The 16,953-nt window shown below is 26.8% G+C and carries 14 protein-coding genes; 8 read left to right on the plus strand and 6 right to left on the minus strand.

From position 1 onward, the window contains the following. Positions 1-171 precede the first annotated feature (171 nt). The 5 genes from mnmE to EVJ46_02880 form a co-directional block, all read right to left on the minus strand. Positions 172-1,719 (minus strand): tRNA uridine-5-carboxymethylaminomethyl(34) synthesis GTPase MnmE, encoded by a 1,548-nt coding sequence (gene mnmE / locus EVJ46_02860; protein ID RZD17187.1) that lies wholly within the window; start codon positions 1,717-1,719, stop codon positions 172-174. A 222-nt stretch (positions 1,720-1,941) separates the two neighbouring features. After that, positions 1,942-3,507: a membrane protein insertase YidC gene (locus EVJ46_02865; GenBank protein RZD17188.1), complete on the minus strand. Its 1,566-nt coding sequence runs from the start codon at positions 3,505-3,507 to the stop codon at positions 1,942-1,944. A 53-nt stretch (positions 3,508-3,560) separates the two neighbouring features. Then, a complete protein-coding gene (gene yidD, locus EVJ46_02870; protein RZD17189.1) occupies positions 3,561-3,845 on the minus strand; it encodes a membrane protein insertion efficiency factor YidD in 285 nt (94 codons plus the stop codon). Between the two features lie 3 nt (positions 3,846-3,848). After that, on the minus strand, positions 3,849-4,175 hold the full coding sequence (rnpA, locus tag EVJ46_02875) for a ribonuclease P protein component (protein ID RZD17190.1): 327 nt from the start codon (positions 4,173-4,175) through the stop codon (positions 3,849-3,851). Between the two features lie 27 nt (positions 4,176-4,202). Continuing rightward, positions 4,203-4,352 (minus strand): 50S ribosomal protein L34, encoded by a 150-nt coding sequence (locus EVJ46_02880; GenBank protein RZD17191.1) that lies wholly within the window; start codon positions 4,350-4,352, stop codon positions 4,203-4,205. Positions 4,353-5,030: 678 nt separating this feature from the next. On the opposite strand from EVJ46_02880, the gene dnaA reads away from it, so the two are divergent. The 3 genes from dnaA (at position 5,031) to gyrB (ending at position 10,899) form a co-directional block, all read left to right on the plus strand. After that, complete coding sequence (gene dnaA / locus EVJ46_02885; protein RZD17192.1) at positions 5,031-6,563, plus strand: chromosomal replication initiator protein DnaA; 1,533 nt, start codon at positions 5,031-5,033, stop codon at positions 6,561-6,563. 361 nt (positions 6,564-6,924) lie between these two features. Then, entirely contained in the window at positions 6,925-8,310 is a 1,386-nt protein-coding gene (gene dnaN / locus EVJ46_02890; protein RZD17193.1) for a DNA polymerase III subunit beta, read from the plus strand. A 9-nt stretch (positions 8,311-8,319) separates the two neighbouring features. Then, a complete protein-coding gene (gene gyrB / locus EVJ46_02895; GenBank protein ID RZD17194.1) occupies positions 8,320-10,899 on the plus strand; it encodes a DNA topoisomerase (ATP-hydrolyzing) subunit B in 2,580 nt (859 codons plus the stop codon). Between the two features lie 190 nt (positions 10,900-11,089). Here the strand turns inward: gyrB and EVJ46_02900 are convergent, their stop codons facing one another. Beyond that, on the minus strand, positions 11,090-11,572 hold the full coding sequence (locus tag EVJ46_02900; protein ID RZD17195.1) for a TatA/E family twin arginine-targeting protein translocase: 483 nt from the start codon (positions 11,570-11,572) through the stop codon (positions 11,090-11,092). Positions 11,573-12,183: 611 nt separating this feature from the next. Here EVJ46_02900 and EVJ46_02905 point away from each other — a divergent pair. From EVJ46_02905 to EVJ46_02925, 5 genes are all read left to right on the plus strand, one after another. Continuing rightward, positions 12,184-12,687: a DUF255 domain-containing protein gene (locus EVJ46_02905; protein ID RZD17196.1), complete on the plus strand. Its 504-nt coding sequence runs from the start codon at positions 12,184-12,186 to the stop codon at positions 12,685-12,687. Then, complete coding sequence (locus tag EVJ46_02910) at positions 12,688-13,140, plus strand: hypothetical protein (GenBank protein RZD17197.1); 453 nt, start codon at positions 12,688-12,690, stop codon at positions 13,138-13,140. A gap of 58 nt (positions 13,141-13,198) precedes the next feature. Continuing rightward, the gene (locus EVJ46_02915; protein ID RZD17198.1) at positions 13,199-13,681 is read left to right on the plus strand and encodes a hypothetical protein; all 483 of its coding nucleotides are present in this window, start codon (positions 13,199-13,201) and stop codon (positions 13,679-13,681) included. A gap of 112 nt (positions 13,682-13,793) precedes the next feature. Beyond that, positions 13,794-15,479: a methyl-accepting chemotaxis protein gene (locus tag EVJ46_02920; protein RZD17199.1), complete on the plus strand. Its 1,686-nt coding sequence runs from the start codon at positions 13,794-13,796 to the stop codon at positions 15,477-15,479. A 62-nt stretch (positions 15,480-15,541) separates the two neighbouring features. Next, on the plus strand, positions 15,542-16,939 hold the full coding sequence (locus tag EVJ46_02925) for a sensor histidine kinase (GenBank protein RZD17200.1): 1,398 nt from the start codon (positions 15,542-15,544) through the stop codon (positions 16,937-16,939). Positions 16,940-16,953: the final 14 nt, after the last annotated feature.

Below are 16,953 nucleotides of genomic sequence, written 5' to 3' on the forward strand. Positions count from 1 at the left end.
TATTTATTTTATTTTTTTATTATTTATTTTATTTTATTTTATTTTTATTTTATGTATATGATGTATATTTAATATATATTTATAGTTATATTTTATATACTCCGAATAGATTATTTACCTATATTACAAAAAGAAAAAATAATACGTTATATTTTATATACTCCGAATAGATTATTTGCCTATACAAAATTCTTTAAATAACGTATCCAGCACATCCTCGTTTGTTACGTTCCCTATGATATTTTCAAGAAAATTAATCCCGTCTCTCAGCTCTATCGATATAATTTCGTACGGCTGGGCATTATTAAAAGCGTTTATAGCATTATTGAGACAGAGCAGGGATTTTTCAAGAAGGTTCTTCTGCCTTATTGTTGTAATTGCGATATTTTCCGGCAGAGACGATTCAATTTTAAGCATCAAATCATACAGATATTTTTTTAATGCGTTTATATTTAAATCATTTTCGGCACTTATAAAAAAAATGCCTGAAATATTTTCGTTTATATTTATATTATCCTTGGTGCATATATTTTTAACAAAAAATTCGTCACCGTCACCGTCTTGCGCATCGGCTGAAATAAAATTTATGCCGAATTTGTTCTCAATCTGTTCTGCAATATAAGCTTTTTTTTCTATAAGCTCAGCTTTAGACAGTTTATCGGTTTTATTAAAAATTAATATCAGTTTTTTATTTTTATCGCAATTTTTAACAAATTCTAAATCTTCTTCATTAAGGATATGTAAATCAGTTCCAGCCGCAATATCTATAAGATACAGAATAATATCTGATTTTTTAATAATTTCGTATGTAAAATCAATCCCCGCTTTTTCAATATTATCGTCTGATATTCTAAGTCCTGCGGTATCTATTATTTTTAAAGTTTTATTAAATAAAAAAAGGCTTTCCTCAATATAATCGCGGGTTGTACCGGGACTGTCGCTTACAATAGCCCTCTGTTTTTTTAGTAGTCTATTTAACAGGCTGGATTTTCCGGCATTCGGTTTTCCGGCTATAACAACATTTAACCCCTGTTTGTTAGCCTCATATTCATTATAGGAATTTATCATATATTCTATGACTTCTTTAAGCTCATTGCCTTTTTGCAGGAATATTTTATTAATATCTTCAAATTCTTCTTCCGGAAAATCAATCAGCGCCTCAATGGACGCTAAAATATATAAAAAATTATCTTTAATGATATTAAGCTTTGCTTCAAGCTTCCCGTTCAGTTCGTTATTAGCGATTAATAGCGATTTGACGGATGTTGCTTTAATTATCTCTAAGATTGATTCCGCCTGGATTAAATTTATTTTTTTATTTATATAGGCTCTTTTTGTAAATTCTCCGTTATAAGCAAGCCTTGCGCCGGATTTTATAATTAATTCTAAAATATATTTTGTATTAAAAATTCCGCCGTGCGGATAAATTTCGGCAATATCTTCGCCCGTGTATGAATTTGGAGATTTCATAAAAACAAAACCGGCTTCGTCTATTACGGCATTTATAAAATAATCATAAATATTACAGACATAAAATTTTTTAGGTTCGTAATCTGAAACAGCGAAATTTGTTTTACCATTCATTTTAAATTTTAGAATTTTGCTGCAGATATCTGTTGAAAGACTGCCTGATATACGGATTATGCTAACGGCTCCCTCGCCTTCAGGGGTTGATATAGCGCAGATAGTATCTAATTCATTGTTTAATATTGAATACATAATCGGAAAAGTATGCTTAATATTTATATTTCTTTCTTCTTTATTCCTTTGCTGCTTATTTATAAGGCATATAAAGTTTATCAAATATTATTGCTTAAGATTAAACAGCGGTCAAAAACTATGATAAATTTTTGATATATAACAAAATATAAAAAGCAATTATATCATTAAACCGTAAGCAAGAAAATATTAATCGGCTTTATATAATCATTAGCATTAGAATCATGCAAACTTTTTATTTATTATATACTGCTGAACAATTGTCAAAATATTATTGACGGTCCAGTATAAAAGAAGTCCGGCGGGGAAATTAATAAAAATAAATGTGAAAACAATCGGAAGAATCAGCATTATCTTAGCCTGCGTAGGGTCGCCGACCATAGGATTCATTTTTTGGGAAATTAGCATGGTCACGCCCATAAGTATAGGTAAAACATAGTAGGGATCAGGCGCTGCAAGATTATGAATCCATAATATAAGCGGAGCGTTTCTCAGCTGGATTGAGGTGCCTAAGGTTGTATATAAACCGTAAAAAACAGGTATCTGCAATAACATAGGCAGACATCCGCCTAAGGGATTAACCTTACTTTCTTTATACATTTCCATGATGCGCTTGTTTAATTCAGCTTTATTGTCTTTATATTTTTCTCTCAATTCATTAATTTTAGGGGTTAATTTTTGCATCTGCTTCATAGATTTAAATCCTGTATATGTAAGCGGATAAAACACAATTCTTATACAGAGCACTAATAAAATAATAGCAAGTCCATAGTTATGAACGAACTTATAAAAAAATTCCAGAATATGAAGCAGCGGTATGGCAAGGAAACTGAAAAATCCGAAATTTAACGTAGAAGAAACATTGTATCCTACAGGATCCAGTAATGACAGTTTTTTAGGACCTGCAAAAATATTATATATTATTTGCTTAGATTTACCCGGGGCAATTAATAATTTTTTATGAAATTTATATCCGGCAATGTTATTATGCTTATAATAAACTGCGCTATTGCCAGGATTTACTACCGACAATAAAAAATATTTAGAGCTGAAGCCGGCAAAAGAAATATCTCCGGTATATTTGACCGGTTTTATACTGTTTAAGGTAATAGTTTTATTGTTTATGTCTATTATAGAAGAATAATTTAAATAATTAGTCTTCCCTTTTATATTAGGATTAAGACCTGCCGACAAATTTAAATTGCCGCTGAACAGCACAGGCAATTTAGATATATTTTTTGCATATATTATTAATTTAATTAAATATCTTTGATTATGTTTTTTTGAAAATTCATATTTTTTTATCAGCAGTATTTTTTTATTAATTTCATAAATAAATTTTAAAGAATCTTTTTTGATTTTCTTGCCGACAAATGTTATTGAAGAAAATTTTTGGGATGGGATAAAATTAATAACTTTATTTATTTTTGACACATTTTGGAGATTAACTTTATCTTTAATATTGTTTGGGCTATAGTAATATTTTTTTAAGCTTAAAGAATATATAGAACCTTCAGGAATATAAAAACCTGCTTTTAAAAGTTTATTTTGAAAAATTACTTTTTTTTCAGGGATTGTTAAAATACTTAATTTTTTTTTATTTTTAAGGTTTACGGATGATTTTTTTAAATTAATTTTTACATTTGAAGAAGAAATGCCGCTGCTAAGTTTTTTATTGTTTATTGAGGGAGCCTTGACATTGTTTTTTGCAGGCTGAGGCATAAAATATCCCCACCCTACAATTAAAGCAATAGACAAAATAACCGCAATTATAACTCTTTTTTCCAAAAAATAGCCGCCTATTAAATTATAATGTTATATTCGCATTGTGTTATGTTAAATTAATGTTTATGAACAACAGGGTCATATCCGCCTTTAGAAAAAGGATTGCATCTTATAACTCTGTAAATTGAAAGATACAGCGCTTTAAAAACATTAAAGGATTTAAAACATTCTTCGGCATATTCGGAACAAGTCGGATAAAATCTGCAGTTATTACCTAAATATGGCGATACAAACTTTTTATATATTTTAATTAAAAAAATAAAAAATAAATTAACCGTATCTTTGCCGCCGATTAAGCCGATTGAAAATTTTTTTATTTTTTCAAGTAAATTATTAAACATTTGTTATTTAATTAAAAAATTAAGACTGCTGTACAACGGCTGAAAAGACACAGGATATTTTAATACAACAATTACACAGTTAAAATTTTTCAAAGAAAATTTATTAAGTCTTAAATATTCTTTTATTTTTCTTTTTATATAATTTTTTTCGGTTGCTTTAAATTTATGTTTTTTAAAACCTACCGCATATTTAAAAGCTGTAGAATGATTAAAAAAAATTATTACATCATTCATCATCCTTTTTTTGCCGTTTTTAAAAACTCTATCGATTTCCTTTTTATTTTTTAAATGATAATCTTTACCGAATTTATAGCTGATTTCTAAAGACATTATGCGACATTATTCAGAACTTAAAAATTATTTAGAACTTATAATAGGAACAAGAATTTTTCTTCCTTTCCTTCTTCTTCTGGCAATTACTAATCTTCCTGCTTTTGTTGCCATACGTCCTAAAAATCCATGTGTTCTTTTTCTTTTTAAATTGCTTGGTTGAAAAGTTCTTTTCATAACTATCTCCGTTTTTTATTAATAATTTAATAATACTCAACCTATAGATTTAATCAAATCATTAGATTAATGTCAATAAATTTTTAGTTAAAAATTTAAATATATTTATTGAATTTATATAATATGCGCCAAGTTATATTATATATAATTGCCGTATATTATAATCTTATACTTTAATCCTGCAATAGAAAATATTTATGCATTTCTTTGCTCGGTTAAGCAAAATATAAGGAAAAGGTGTCAGATTTTATTTTTTTGCATATGGAGTAGTTCAATTAACAAAGAAAATATTTGCAAAAAAATTAATCTGACACCTTTTCCGAGCAGATAACTTTCTATTGCAGAATTAAGGTTATAATCGTTATTGCTAAATTTTAGCAAAACATTATACAATATTATTCACATACTTTAAAAATATTCATATACTTTAAAAATATCTGCGGCTATATTCAGTTTTAAAGATATTATATTTTACAATTGAAAATTTTTTAATTATAATTAGAAAATCTTATTCCAATTTATTGTTTATAAAAATTATTACAGTATTGTTAAATAATTAAATAATTATTTTATTTTATATATATAACTTATTAATTTTATTAAGTTAATTGACCTATCAACAGCTGTTAACAAATATGTTTAATTCTAACTAAAAACTTATTATTATCTTATCTAAATATGGTAAATGATTTTTCGGAACAATTCTTAAATAATTTAAAAGAAGCAATAGGCGCTCAAAATTTTAATTTATGGTTTTCCCCTTCAAATATCAATATTAAAGATAATACCATCATATTTTCTGTGCCTAATAAATTTTATAAAGACATTATCGTTGAATCGTATAAGGAAATTATTTTAAATTTGTGGAAAAAATACAGCAATGATGAATTAAATATTTTATTTAATATAAATGAGGAACTTAAAAATAGCGTTATTGAAACTAAAATTTCAGGTTTAGACGATTTTTTTCCATCCAATAAATCTAAAAAAAATAAAATAGATAATGAAAATATAAATAATTTCCATAATAATAATGATAATGATAATAACACCGCAGATGAATATAAAAAAGATAATTACTCTAATAACGATTTTAATTCTGCCGATAAAACAGATAATAATATTAACGTAAATAAAGATAAAAAAACGACGGATGCTTCTCAGTTAAATCAGTTAAAAAATATAAAAAAGCATTATTTAAATCTTAATACTAAATATACGTTTGAAAATTTTGTTATAGGTTCCGGAAATCAATTTGCGCATGCAGCGTGTTTTGCCGTTGCAAATCTTCCCGGACATACTTATAATCCTATGTTTATTTATAGCGACGTAGGTCTTGGCAAGACACATCTTCTTAATGCAATCGGTAATAAAATAATTAAAGAAAAACAATTAAATGTCTTTTTGGTTTCATCTGAACAATTTACCAATGAAATGATATCGTCTATAAGGGATGATAAAATGGTAGATTTCAGAAATAAATATAGAAACGTTGACGTGCTGTTAATTGACGATATCCAGTTTATTGCCGGAAAAGAAAGAACTCAGGAAGAATTTTTTTACACATTTAATGCTTTATATGAAAATCAAAAACAGATTGTAGTCTCAAGCGATAAGATACCTAGAAATATAGTCAGTTTAGAAGAAAGATTAAGGTCAAGGTTTGAATGGGGATTAATAGCCGATATTCAGCCGCCTGACTTTGAAACAAGGGTAGCAATATTAAAAAAGAAAGCTTTTCTTAATGAAATTGATATGAGTGATGAAATAATTTATTTTATTGCAAGTAAAATTTCAAATAATATAAGGGAATTAGAGGGCGCTTTGATAAAAGTCGCGGCATTTTCATCTTTTACAGGAAAAAAAATAACGCTGGATTTATCAAGAGAAGCGTTGTCAAACCTTATAAAAGAAGAAGAAAAGCCTATGACTGCGGAAATTATTATCAAAACGGTTTGTAATTTTTTTAATATTAAAATACCTGAAATAAAATCTAATAAAAAATTAAAAGAATTTGTACTTCCCAGACAGATAGCTATGTATATAATAAGAACCAATACTAATCTATCTTTTCCTGAAATAGGCGATAAATTCGGCGGGAAAGACCATTCATCCGTTATTTATGCGGTTGACAAAATTAAAAAAACATTAATTAAAGATAAAGAGTTAGAGAAAACCATTCAAAATATAATTAAAATAATACAAAAATAATATATATAAATATAATTATGATTAATTAAATTAATTATATATATTTTATATTTTTTTTTAACATTTCTTGAAATGTTAAATTATTTTAATTTATACAATTATATTCAAATAATTATATATCTAATTTAACAAAAAACTGTTTAAAAATATGTTTAATTTAAAATTGATTTACTGAAAATTAAAAAAATTTTTAAAATTAAACAAAATCATTTAAATAACATCAATTATTTATACATATATTTAGACAGGCAGAATTAAATAAATTTAAATACTTATTTCATTTATTAACTTTTTAGTGTATATTACTACTATTATTATCTTTTAATTATTAATATATAAGTAGTAATAGGGAAACGGTAAAATGTTCAATTTTAAAATCAAAAAAAATATATTTTTAAAAAGTATTCTTATAGTACAGGGAGCTACAGAAAAAAAAATCTCATTACCTGTACTATCTAATTTATTAATAGAATCAGTTTCTCCAAATAAAGAAATATTACCTGATATAATCAACAGTGATGTAATGTTAAATAATTCAGATAATAAAAATAACGGATTAATCAAGATAAGCGCAACCGACTTAGAAATAACGATTAAAGATTTTTGCAGCGCTGAAATAATAAGCGAAGGCAAAATTACATTAAATGCCAGAACGCTATACAATATAATTAAGGAATTTCCTGACGATAAAAATAGTAAAGACGGCAAAAACAATAAAAATGAAGAGATAGATATTGAAATAACAGAAACCGAAACAGGACTTGTTATAATCAGCTATAAAAAAATTATTTTTAAACTTACAACTATTCCTGCAATAGATTATCCTACGCTTTTAGATGTTAAAACTAATGATAATTTTAACGTTGATTTTAAGTTTTTAAAATTTATAATAAATAAAGTGATATTTGCAGTATCGCTATTAGAAGATACTAAAAAAAGTTTATCCGGTATTTATTTTATTTTATTAGAAACGGAAGAAAAAAACTACCTGCGGGTCGTGGCTACCGACGGACATAGATTATCATTAGCCCAAATACCTTTATTTAATAATACAGATAATAAAATAAATAAAATTAATGAAAAATCTTCTGATAATATTGATTCTATATATAATAAATTTAAAGAAGGCATAATAATACCCAAAAAAATTCTTAGCGAATTAATTAAAATAAATTTGGATGATAAAGATGTTTTTGTTAATATTTCAATTAATTCAAATAATATTATTTTTAAATTAAACGATGGAATTAATAATAAAAATAATATAAATTCTATATACGGAACGACTTTTATTTCGAGATTAATAGACGGCAAGTATCCTAATTACGAAGCCATATTACCTAAAGACAATTATAAAACGGCAATTATAAAAACAGCAGAATTAATAAATTCTATAAAAAGGGTTTATGTATTGGCAGAAGAAAAATCTCATTCTGTTGAACTTAGTTTTATCAAAAATTTATTAATTATAAAAACTATTCAAACAAATCAGGGAGAAGCAGTAGATGAAATAGAAATAGAATATGACGGAGAACCTATAAATATAAAATTAAATTCTAAATATATTCTTGATTTTATCAGTAATATATACGATGAAAAAATTGTACTAAAATTTAATACTATATCAACGCCTTTAGTTATTGAACCGCTAATTGAAAATAAAGATAATAGCAAACTAAAGAATCAGACGGATTTAAACGTATTAGATTATAAATTAACAGGCGTTTTTATGCCTATGAGGTATTAAGAAAAATATATGGAAAATTTAAACGATAGCTATAATGCTTCTAATATTAAAGTATTGGAAGGCTTAGAAGCGGTCAGAAAAAGACCTTCTATGTATATCGGCTCAACCGGTATTGAAGGACTGCATCATCTTGTTTATGAAGTAGTAGATAACAGTATAGACGAAGCGTTAGCCGGATATTGCAAAAATATTTATGTCAAAATGAATATTGACGGAAGCGTTACGGTGGCAGACGACGGCAGAGGTATTCCGGTAGATATACATGAGACCGAGGGAATATCGGCAGCTCAGGTAGTTTTGACCGTGCTTCATGCAGGCGGAAAATTTGACAATAAAACATACAAGGTATCGGGAGGATTGCACGGCGTCGGAATTTCGGTAGTAAACGCGTTATCAAAACAGCTTGACCTTGAAATTTATAAAGACGGATACGTTTACAGGCAAAATTACAGTAAAGGTGTTCCATTAAATGATTTAACTAAGTACGAGAAAACAAATAAGAGAGGTACAGTTATTACATTCTTTCCTGATGAAACTATTATGGAAAGCGTAAAATTTGATTTTGATATTTTATCTAATAGGTTGAGAGAACTGGCTTTTTTAAATGCCGGTCTTCATATAAATATTGTTGATGAAATAAATTCTAAATCCCATGATTTTAAATATGACGGCGGTATAAAATCTTTTATAGAATATATAGACCAAAATAAAAATGTTATTTTTAAAGAACCTGTCGTAATATCTGCTCAGAAAAATGATGTTATTGTTGACATAGGTCTTCAGTATAACGACGGATATGCAGAACAAATATATTCGTATGTTAATAATATTAATACAAAAGAAGGCGGAACGCATCTTATCGGTTTTAAATCAGCACTCACAAGGGTTATTAATAATTATTATGCTTCTAACGTTATAAACGCAAAGGATAAAAAACAGCAAATACAGATAAGCGGCGATGACGCAAGGGAAGGTTTAGTTGCGGTAATAAGCGTTAAAATGCCAAACCCGCAATTTGAAGGACAGACCAAGACTAAATTGGGAAACAGCGATATTAAAGGTATTATTGAATCTTTAGTTAATGAAAGACTGACAGAATTTTTAGACGAAAACCCGTCAGTCGGTAAAAAAATTGTAGAAAAATCGTTAGAAGCGGCAAGAGCGAGGGAAGCGGCAAAAAAGGCGAGGGACCTTGTCAGACGTAAAAATCTCCTTGATTATTCATCGTTACCCGGAAAATTAGCCGACTGTCAGGAAAAAGACCCTCAGCATTGTGAAATATATATAGTTGAAGGCGATTCAGCCGGAGGCAGCGCAAAACAGGGAAGGGACAGAAAATATCAGGCAATTCTGCCGTTAAAAGGTAAAATTTTAAACGTTGAAAAGGCAAGATTAGATAAAATTCTCAACAGCGATGAAATTAAAATATTAATTACCGCTCTTGGAGGAGGAATTACCACGGCATCACCAAATCAAAAATCATCCAATAATTCAGAAAATCCTAAAAATAACGACAGAGTTTTCGATATAAATAAATTAAGATATCATAAAATAATAATTATGACGGATGCCGACGTTGACGGTTCGCATATCAGAGCATTACTATTAACATTTTTTTACAGATATATGAAAGAGATTATAGAAAACGGTTATCTTTATATTGCCCTACCGCCGCTGTACGGCGTAAAAAAAGGAAATTCAGAAATATATCTCAGGGATGACGATTCGTTAGAAGCATATCTTAACGAAGAATCGCTTAATTATATCAATGTTTATTATAAAAACGATGAAAATGAAAAAGATATTAAAATATTAAGCAAGGATGAAATTAAAAATATAATTTTAAATATTAAAAAATACAAAAATATAATAAATAAAATAAATAAATTAAATTACAGTAAAGAAATTATAAGTTATTTAGTTGAAAATAATTTTAATGTTTCAGACTTATCAAAGTCGGTTATTTTCGGGAACGGTGATTTTAACAAAAACAAAAACGATATAGAAACAGAAGCCGACAATGATTTAAGCAATGAAAACGCTATAAAAAATAATATCGTTTTAAGTAAGCTAAAAAGTTTTGCTAACGAGTTTTTATATAGTATGAAAATAGCAAACGATGATAATTATGAAGATTTTATAAAAATTTTATTTGTTTCTAAAAATTCCCAACAGCCGAATTTTTATATAGATAAGGATTTTTTAAATTCAGCAGATTATAAAACCGTGTTTAAATTAAAAAACGAGATTAACAGTATTAATTTTCTAAATATTTCATGTATAGCAGAAAGCAAATCTGATGCGAAAGAAACAATCACGGTAAAAAATTATAATGAATTTTATAATCTAATTAAATCAAAAACACCGAATAATATACATATTCAGAGATATAAAGGTCTTGGCGAAATGAATCCCGACCAGCTATGGCAAACTACAATGAACAAAGAATCAAGGATGCTGAAACAAATCAATATTAATGACCTTATAGAAGCTGACGGGATGTTTGATATACTTATGGGGGATAAGGTAGAACCTAGAAGAAAATTTATTGAAGACAATGCCTTAAATGTCTCTAATCTGGATATTTAAATATTTAACATTATAATACATACGTTAGCGAGTTTCATTAATTTTGGGGTGGGTTATTTTAACGCAAGACACCCAAACCAGAGAGGTATTAGCGCTCCTAATTATTTTTGGATAAAAAAATTTCTACAGTTTTAAACCCATCTATTCTATTATCTGCGATATGTTGTATTTGCTGTTTATATGTGTTGTTTTATTTAGGCTGTAATATTTCCGTATCTTTTTTAACCTTTTTGCTCGTTGTCGGCTTGGTTCCGGCAGACCGCCGTTTTTTTACTTCCGCCGTATTCGAATGACTTGACGAAGCTGCCTTTTTTGGTTTAATGGTTTTTAATTCCGCAGGTTGTTTTCTTTTTACGGAAGAAGTTTTAGCAGTTTTTTTTGCCGTCACGCGGCTATATTTAATTTTTGCGGAGGATAAAGGATTCTCTAGAGGATTAATATTTTTTTTATTAGCTAATTGTTTATCGTCATGCGCTTCTGCGATGTCATTTTTACCGTCTGTTTTGTCATCCATCGGATTATTCATCTGGTCTTTAAATTCTGAAGTAGCCTTTTTAAATTCCCTCAAACCTTTCCCCAGAGACTTTCCGATATCCGGCAATCGTTTAGGTCCGAATACCAGCAAAGCAACCACAATAATAATTATAATTTCGGGAGTGCCTATTCCAAACATTTTACCTCCTCTTTCTCTTATATCTTTAAATTATAACACATTAAAATAAAAAAACAATAAATCTCATTATTCTGTTAATTATTAATGATAATAACATTTCTGAAATTAAAAAAAATTAAATATAATTAATGATTATATTTAAGCTGGAAAAATAATAGGCTATTTTATTAGCATAAATATTAAATTTAGTCTTTTTTAAAATTTTATATTAGCATTTGCATATATGAATTATAAATAATGCAATTAATATACCATATTGCATTATTTTTTATATTTAAAAATTATAAAATTAATGAATAGCACAAACCGAATTATAATTATCTATTTCCATGCAATTCAGTTATATTTTATATTCAATTTTAAAATAATAAAACAAAGCTATTGTCCATTTTGGGACACTATATATTGTGCCTAATCGTACTATTTAGTTTAATTAATGTAATTTAATTTGAGAAATTGTTTTTAAATTAAATTATTATAGATACTTATAAAAATAATGCATTATTTTTATATTTGGCATTATATTTGCTATTATATAAAAAAGTAATACCTTATTAAATATTTTTATAAAATATTAAGATAAAAAAATCTGATTTTTAATAAAAAACAAAATGAAAATTTTAATATTATTAATTATGGCTTTTAACTTTTTAGCCATACAAAACGTATATGCTCAAAATAAGTCAAAATTTCAAAAAATTAAATGGATAAGTTTTAAAAAGGCTGTTTTTTCAAATAATAAAGTCAAAAAACCATTTTTTTTAGAATTTTATGCGCCCTATTGCGATTATTGTATTCAGATGGAAAAAAAAGTATTTTATAGGGGAAAAGTAATAAAAATTATCAATAAATATTTTTATCCGGTTAAAATTAATATTGAAGGAAATAAAACGGTAAAATTTTTTAATGGAAAACATTATAGTAAAAAGCTATTGTCTATAAAACTTAATGTTATGGGGACACCGACGGCAATTTTTTACAGTTCAGGGTTAAAAAAAATTTTTACTCTGCCGGGTTATTGGAATGAAGATGATTTTGTTTTAGTTGCCAGATGGATAGCAAAGAAAAAATATAAAATAGAATCGTTGCGTAAATACTATAAGGAGATAAAGTAAATGGGGAAAATAATAAGTTATTGTAAAATTAAGAATCTGTTTTTACTGTATATATTAATATCTATGGCAGTTAGCTTATGTTTCGTTAAAATTTCTTTTGCTGTTAAATCTCCAAAAACACTAAGCGAAGCAATAAAAACAGGTAAAGCGTATTTTTTTAAACCTTATGGTGTAAATGGCAAATCTTGTGCAACATGCCATTTATTAGATAAGAATATAAAAAAAGGTAAAATAACTATAAAAGCCATAAAAGGTATTGCTAGATTTTTTCCTAAATGGAAAAACAATAAAATTTACACACTAAAAGATCAATTGGCGCATTGTATTGTTTATGGAGAAAACGGCTTTAGACCTAACAAAGATTCTAATATCATAAAATATCTATATTTTTACTTATATTACTTGTCTAACGGCTACAGAATAAAAATTATTCCATCTAAAAAAATGCATTAATAGTATTAGTATTTTATAATATAATCAAAATATACAATTATAATTAGAGGTTTTTTATATGTATATATTTTTAAAATTTATATTGTTGTTATTAATTTCTTTTTCTGTTATATCAATTTATAGTAAAAATGCATTTTCTTCAACCAATCAAAAAATAAACACGGTTTCTTATTTTCAACATAAGACGCTAAAAGAATTATATGTGGTGTCGCAGAATCCTAAAAAGTGGCCGTTGCTTTTATCCGATATAAGCAACGCAATTATTTATTCTAATAGATATTTTTTTAGATATAAGATTATTGTAGTTGGTTACGGTCCCGGAGGAATTAAATTTTTTATGAATAAGTATAATAAAAAAAATTATCCCACTATTCAGAGTTTCCACACATACGGCGTTAAATTTGTCACATGCCATTTGACTATGAAAACATTGGGTATAAAAAAATCGCATCTGTTCAAATTTGTAAAAATCGCTTATCCGGGTGCCGTTTTTTATATATTTAAATTAAAAAGCCAAGGATATGTTAATATTAATTACTAATTTATAATTATTAAAAACATTAAAGTTAAATCATTGCATTTGCAGTTCCTGAATATCTATTAAAATTTTAATTAATAAATAAAAATAATTAATTTTATTTATAAGGAGACGAATGCTTATTACATTGAAATCCCGTTTATATTTTGGCTCGATTATTATTTTTTTAATTATTTCAATTATTTTTTTCTTCATTCTGCGGTATGTTTATTTTTTAAGGAGCGCTTCTTATAATCAAGAAGCAATAAGTCTTACCTCCATTTCTTTAGTAAAAATCCAAAGGAATGTTTTAAACATAATAAGCTTAGAACATATAGAAAAATATAAAGAAGAAATAGCAAAATTAAGGAATAAACCGTTTAATCGTAATGCAATCAACTTGAAGATAAAAAAAATTATAAGAAATACAAAAGAAATTCAAAAAGAGAATATGCTTTCTCTCAATGGGTATGTTGACGGATTTAAAAAAGAAAAATTTATTTCTATTTTTGGAATAAAAAAATCATTACTAAGAAGGTATAAAAATAAAAAAATAAATTTAAAATTAAAAATGTTAAGGAGAGAATTGTTGTCTCATAGAAAAGTCCTTTTTAAAATTACAAGTAATCCGTCCCGCTACGGTTTAATTTATTCTCCATTATATATAAAAAAGATGATGAACCCAACTATTAAAAGCGTAGAAGATATAGGTGCGGTGATAACTAAAAAAGTTGCGGATAAAATAAAAGTTTTGTATTTAAGTTTTATAATAATTCCATTTTTTCTGTTGATAGTTCTATTTTTAACCAGTGTATATTTTAAGAAATCTTTCGTTGATAAACTTGAAATAGTAATAAAAAAAATAAAAGATATAGCGCAAGGGGATTTAACGCAGAAAATAAATCTTATCATGAATCCAAAAAATGAGATTGGAGCTCTAATAATGCATGTAAATACATTAATAGAATCTTTAATAGTGAATGTCAAAAGTATTAAAAAAACTTCATCAAATCTTTCAACTCATGGTAAAGGATTATCAGATTCGTCCAGAGAACTTGATAATAATATAAATATTATGAAAACAAAAACTATCGCAATTATTGATTCTATAAAACAGATAAGTTCAGCGGTGGTTGAGATTGCAAAAAATATTTCATTGGCTAATACTATTGTTAAAAATACTCAGGAAGAAACAGGAAAAGGAACTGATTTAGTTAAAAATGTTATTTCTGAAATGAAGCATATAGATAATGAAGTAATAGTTATAAACGGTGCAATAAAAGATCTCGGAGTGTCATCTGAAAAAATTGGAGAAATAACGGTTGTTATTGATGAAATTGCCGACCAAACTAATCTTCTTGCACTTAATGCAGCAATTGAAGCGGCTAGAGCCGGAGAACAAGGAAGAGGATTTGCAGTTGTAGCAGATGAGGTAAGAAAATTAGCCGAAAGAACAACGAAAGCAACAAAAGAAATTACAAACATGATAGTTACGTTGCAGAATGATGTTGCAAAAGCCGTTAAATCAATAGAAGCTGGACGAAATAAAGTATCAAATGGGGTGGACGCAGCAAATCTTGCAGGAAACTCAATAGATGAAATAAAATCTTTGATTGATATGGTTACCGATATGATTACAAGAATCGCGGCTGCAACAGAAGAACAATCAAGTATTTTAGAAGAAATATCCGACTCGTCTGAATCTATTATGCTTGAGCAAGCAAAAAGCTTAAATACAGGGAAACTGGTTGGCGCATCTTCGTCAGAATTGTCTCAGTTGTCAATGGCATTAAATAAACAAATCGGAATTTATAAAATATGATAATGGAATATTTATATAATCATTAATTAACAGTTATGTTTATACATAACATAACATAAAATATGTTGAAATTTATAAACGATATTAGCTTAAGAACAAAACTTCTTTTTTCATCTTTTGTCGTCTTATTTTTTATAATGATTACCGTTAACTCTATTGCGCTGTACACAATTTATGCTACGCTTGTTTATAGAAATTCTTTAAGAAATAATGCACGTAAAAATATGTGCGTATCGCAATTAAAATTTTCATTATTACATAAAGATATTGAATCTATAAAAAATATTCTTTATGAAGTTCATAAGAATAGTTATATTAACTATCTATATATCAGCGTATTAAAAAACAATAAGATAGGCATAAAACATCAGCTTTATTTTGGCTTATATAATGAAAAATTAATAAAAAATATTCCTCCAGATTTAATAAAACACGATAATAAAATCATAGGAAAAGTTTATATACAATTTAATATTAAAAAAGAATTGCAGCTAATAAGACTAAGGGTTTTTTGGGTTGCGGCAAGGTTTTATCTTATAAGTTTTATTTTTATATGCATAGGTCTTGTTATATTTTATTTTATAATATCTAAAATCATAGAACCTCTTCTATTACTTAAAAGCAACATGATGAAAGTATCCAATGGAGATTATTCAGTTCATATACAACCTAGTTCTAAAGATGAAATTGGAAGTTTAGCTGATATTTTTAATTCTATGATTAAAAATATAAAAGGATATATTGACAAAATAGATTTAATTAGTAAAGAAAGGGAGGAATTAAATTGTATGGCACAGATGGGAGAAATGTCCAGTATGGTAGCACATGAAATTAAAAATGCAGCTTATGTGATTAACTCCAGTAATAAATATATAAAAAATAATCTTCATGCTAAAGATAAAAATTTGATAGAATTTATTAATATTATTGAAGAAGAACTAAAAAGGCTTAATAATATGACGGTAGGTTTTATGAATTTTGCAAAACAAAGAGAACCAAAATTAGCCGATATTAACTTGAATTATATAATAAACGAATCACTTCAGATATTAAATTATGAAATAAAAAACGTCAATATAAAAATTATAAAACAATTAGATAATTCTATCGGATTAATAAAAGGCGACAGGGAATTATTAAAGCAGGTTATTATTAATTTGCTTATTAACGCAATGGATGCAGTTAGCAATATAAACGACCCTGTAATAAAAATAATAAGTTCTCCGGCATATAAAAAAGATAAAATATCAATAAGCATATCGGATAATGGAGAAGGTATAAAAATTTTGAATATAAATAACGTATTTAAGCCCTTTTTTACAACTAAAAAAAGCGGAACCGGTTTAGGGCTTGCTATATCTTCAAGGATTGTACTTTTGCATAAAGGATTAATTAAAGCTGAAAGAATAGACGGATTTACTGTTTTTACAGTTATACTCCCAAGGCGGATAATTTTATAATATTTTACTTTATT

This window comes from Candidatus Acididesulfobacter guangdongensis (genome assembly GCA_004195045.1).
Lineage (GTDB): Bacteria > SZUA-79 > SZUA-79 > Acidulodesulfobacterales > Acidulodesulfobacteraceae > Acididesulfobacter > Acididesulfobacter guangdongensis.

Bases quoted from the DNA above. Each gene is read 5' to 3' on its own strand.
- EVJ46_02910 (RZD17197.1), top strand. From the start codon at position 12,688: ATGGGGAAAATAATAAGTTATTGTAAAATTAAGAATCTGTTTTTACTG.
- EVJ46_02900 (RZD17195.1), bottom strand. From the start codon at position 11,572: ATGTTTGGAATAGGCACTCCCGAAATTATAATTATTATTGTGGTTGCT.
- dnaA (RZD17192.1), top strand. From the start codon at position 5,031: ATGGTAAATGATTTTTCGGAACAATTCTTAAATAATTTAAAAGAAGCA.
- yidD (RZD17189.1), bottom strand. From the start codon at position 3,845: ATGTTTAATAATTTACTTGAAAAAATAAAAAAATTTTCAATCGGCTTA.
- EVJ46_02915 (RZD17198.1), top strand. From the start codon at position 13,199: ATGTATATATTTTTAAAATTTATATTGTTGTTATTAATTTCTTTTTCT.
- EVJ46_02925 (RZD17200.1), top strand. From the start codon at position 15,542: ATGTTGAAATTTATAAACGATATTAGCTTAAGAACAAAACTTCTTTTT.
- rnpA (RZD17190.1), bottom strand. From the start codon at position 4,175: ATGTCTTTAGAAATCAGCTATAAATTCGGTAAAGATTATCATTTAAAA.
- EVJ46_02920 (RZD17199.1), top strand. From the start codon at position 13,794: ATGCTTATTACATTGAAATCCCGTTTATATTTTGGCTCGATTATTATT.
- gyrB (RZD17194.1), top strand. From the start codon at position 8,320: ATGGAAAATTTAAACGATAGCTATAATGCTTCTAATATTAAAGTATTG.
- dnaN (RZD17193.1), top strand. From the start codon at position 6,925: ATGTTCAATTTTAAAATCAAAAAAAATATATTTTTAAAAAGTATTCTT.
- EVJ46_02880 (RZD17191.1), bottom strand. From the start codon at position 4,352: ATGAAAAGAACTTTTCAACCAAGCAATTTAAAAAGAAAAAGAACACAT.
- mnmE (RZD17187.1), bottom strand. From the start codon at position 1,719: ATGTATTCAATATTAAACAATGAATTAGATACTATCTGCGCTATATCA.
- EVJ46_02905 (RZD17196.1), top strand. From the start codon at position 12,184: ATGAAAATTTTAATATTATTAATTATGGCTTTTAACTTTTTAGCCATA.